3 protein-coding genes are annotated in these 3,342 nt (G+C 74.1%); all 3 read right to left on the bottom strand.

Going from position 1 to position 3,342, the window contains the following annotated elements; genetic code table 11:
• A partial coding sequence (locus D471_RS33500; RefSeq protein WP_017598171.1) for a ferredoxin reductase occupies positions 1-834 on the bottom strand: 834 nt, incomplete at its 3' end.
• Positions 831-1,766, bottom strand: coding sequence for a metal-dependent hydrolase (locus tag D471_RS0108220; RefSeq protein WP_017598172.1), 936 nt, complete (start codon positions 1,764-1,766; stop codon positions 831-833). The genes D471_RS0108220 and D471_RS33500, both read right to left, overlap by 4 nt.
• Positions 1,767-1,807: 41 nt before the next feature.
• A partial coding sequence (locus D471_RS0108225; protein WP_017598173.1) for an SDR family oxidoreductase occupies positions 1,808-3,342 on the bottom strand: 1,535 nt, incomplete at its 5' end.

The following is a 3,342-nucleotide window of genomic DNA, read 5'->3' on the forward strand; positions in this document are numbered from 1 at the left end:
GGGCGCGAACCGTTCCGAGAAGAACGGCGCACTGTTCGGGACCCGGTCGCGCACGGCGTTGATCAGCGGTGCCGGGCCGCACACGTACACCGCCGTCCCCGGGGTGAGCCCCGCCAGGATCTCCTCCGCGTCGGGGACGCCGTACTCGTCGTCGGGGCGCACGAACACGTCCACGCCGTCGGGGAGCTCGCCGGTGAACGGCATACTCTCCCGCGAGCGGCCGGTGTACACCATCCGGAAGGGGGTCCCCGAACGGTGCGCCTCGCGCACCATCGGCAGGATCGGGGTGACGCCGATCCCGCCCGCGACGAACAGGTACCGGTCGGCGCGGGCGAAGGGGAAGGCGTTGCGCGGACCGCGCAGCCCCAGCGCGTCGCCCTCCCCCAGCGCGTGCACCAGGCCCGACCCGGTGCCGTCCGGGATCCGGCGGACGGCGATCCGGTAGGAGGAGCGGTCGCGGGGGTCCCCGCTGAGAGAGTACTGGCGTACGACACCGCCGCCCAGGACCACGTCCACGTGGTGCCCGGGCTGCCAGGCGGGCAGCGGTGTGCCCGGCTCCTCGTGGACCAGGGTGAGCGCGGCGACGTCCGGTGCCGGGCGCTCCACCCGCGCGACCCGGACCGGCAGGTTCCCGGTGGGTGCCGGGGGCGGGTGCCCCGGCGGCAGCTTCGCGGTGATCGGCTCCACCGTGTCCGCAAGACGCGCGATCCGCCGGATGAAGCGGTCGGGGCCGCCACCGCGGAACAGACTCCTGGGCGGCCTGGGGCGGGCGTAGTACTCGGCGCTGTGCTTGACACCGGAGGCGCCGTGGTCCCCGCGGTCGGTGCCGGTCACCGGGACGCCCCCTGCCCGGCGGCCTCGGCCGCGCGGGCGGCGGGGGAGACGGCCAGGTAGGCGACGGCCTGACTCGTGGACCCGTGCTGGGAGGGGTGGTACTTCCGGCGCAGGTACTCGGGCACGGCACGGACCAGGCGGCCCACGTGCGGGATCAGGCCGCGCTTGGCGTCGCGCAGGGCCCAGGAGGCGCGCGGTACGCGCCCGTCGACGCGGCCCCGCAGGTGGGGGTCGGCGCGGACGAGGAACGCCACGCCGCGCACCCACAGGGCGGCGAGCACGGTCGCCGAGATCCCCATCGCCAGGGCGCGGCGGCGATAGCCCCCGTCCACGTGCATGTACAGGTCGAAGGCGACCGCGCGGTGCTCGACCTCCTCCGCGCCGTGCCACCGCAGCAGGTCGAGCATGGTCTCGTCGGCGCCGGCCCGGTCGAGCTCCTTCGCGTCGAGCACCCACTGGCCGAGGACGGCGGTGTAGTGCTCGATCCCGGCGATGATCGCCAGACGGGTACGCAGCCAGGACTCGGCGCTTCGTCCGGTGAGGTCGCGGTCGCCGAGCACGATCCGGAAGAGCCAGGCGATCTGCTCCACGTACGGTGTCGGGTCCAGCCCGTGGGCGTCCATGTGGTCGAGCACGCCCGCGTGCGCCTCGGCGTGCACGGCCTCCTGACCGATGAACCCGAGGACCTGCTCGCGGAGCTGGTCGTCGGTGATGTACGGGACGGCCTGTTTGAAGACCTCGACGAACCACCGCTCACCCTCGGGCAGCAACAGGTGCAGCACGTTGATGACGTGGGTGGCGAACGGTTCGCCGGGGATCCAGTGCAGGTCCAGGCGGCTCCAGTCGAACTGGACGTCGCGGGCGTGCAGGACGAGGCGGTCGGGTTCGTCCGGACGGAGTTCGGTGCCGGTGGCCCCGGGGTCGGTGCTCATGGTGTGCCTCCAGTGCGGTGCTGGGTTGGGGGAGGGCCGGGTCAGACCGGCGGGGAGAAGCGGGCGGCGGCGCGCATCGCGCCGGGGCTGAGACGGGACAGCAGCAGACCCGCGTGGGCCTCGCCGGTGACGGGGACGATCTCCGGGTCGCGGTCCAGGGCGTCGGCGATGCGTCGGGCCGCCTTCTCGGGGGTGTAGCCGCGCAGCCGGTAGAGCCGGTTGAGCCGGTCCTTGGCGCCGGAGCGCTCGCCCATGCCCGACAGCCGGGCGTTCGAGATGATCCCGGTGTTGATCAGGCCGGGGCAGACGGCGGTGACGGTGACACCGCCGGCGGCGAGCTCGCCGCGCAGACTCCGGCTGAGCATGAGGACGGCGGCCTTGGTGGTGGCGTAGGCGCCGTAGACCCGGGAGGGCAGGTAGGAGGCGGCCGAGGCGGTGTTGACGATGCGGCCGCCGCCTCCGGACCCGACCATCATCGGGGCGAAGGCGCGGCAGCCGTGGACCACGCCCCACAGATTGATGTCCACGACCCGCTCCCAGTCCTCGGCGGTGGTGTCCAGGAAGGGGCCGGCCACACCGATCCCCGCGTTGTTGACCACGAGGTCGGGGACTCCGTACTCGTCGCGGACCCACTCGGCGAGCTTGGCCATGGCGGCGGCGTCGGTGACGTCCACGCGCTGGGCGCCCGCGCCGGGTGTGAGCATGGCGGACAGCTCGGCGGTGCGCTCGGCGGCGGGGCCGTTGATGTCGACGGCCACGATCCGGGCACCGCGCTCGGCGAGTTCGAAGCACAGCGAGCGGCCGATGCCGCTGCCCGCCCCGGTGACCACGGCGACCTGGCCGGTGAAGGCTCCGCCGTGGCGCCGGGCCTGCTGCGCGGTGCGGACACGGCGCGGGCGGGGCGCCCCCGATTCGATCTCCTCGACGAGGGAGCGCACACGCGTGACGACGGCGGCCGGACGTGAACGCAGGGTCCAGTGGCCGCCCTGGAAGCGATGGAAGCGCAGGTCATCGACCCAGCGGGCGGCGTTGGACTGGATCTGGTCGATCATGAACGCGTCCCGGGTGGGCGCCAGGACCTGGACGGGCACGTCGGTGCGGCGCTCACCGGGGCGGATGAGGCGGGGGAGCATGTTGGCCCGGTAGAGCGCGAGTCCGTTGAGGTAGTCGCGGGTGGCTCGCCGGGCGGGGGCGTGCGGTCCGCCGCCGATCCGTTCGAGCGCGGACAGTGTGAGGCCGCCGATACCGGTCAGCCAGGCGGCCTCGGGGATTCCGGGCAGGTGGAAGAACCCGATGTAGCCCGAGCGCACGGACTGGCGCAGCGCGTGGCGCAGGCCGTCGGGGCGGCGGCGGAACCAGTGGCCCACGTGGTCGAGGTCGGGTCCGGAGACCGCCGTGTAGGAGGCGAAGCGGTGGGCGTGGGCGGGCTCGGTGACCGCGTGCCAGGACTGTATGGCGCCCCAGTCGTGGCCGACGAGGTGGACGGGCGTGTCCGGGCTGACCGCGTCGGCGACGGTGACCACGTCCCGGGCGAGCTGGTCCATCCGGTAGCCGGCGCGGGCGTCGGGGGCGGGGG

Origin of the sequence: Nocardiopsis lucentensis DSM 44048 (assembly GCF_000341125.1) — a bacterium.
Lineage (GTDB): Bacteria > Actinomycetota > Actinomycetes > Streptosporangiales > Streptosporangiaceae > Nocardiopsis > Nocardiopsis lucentensis.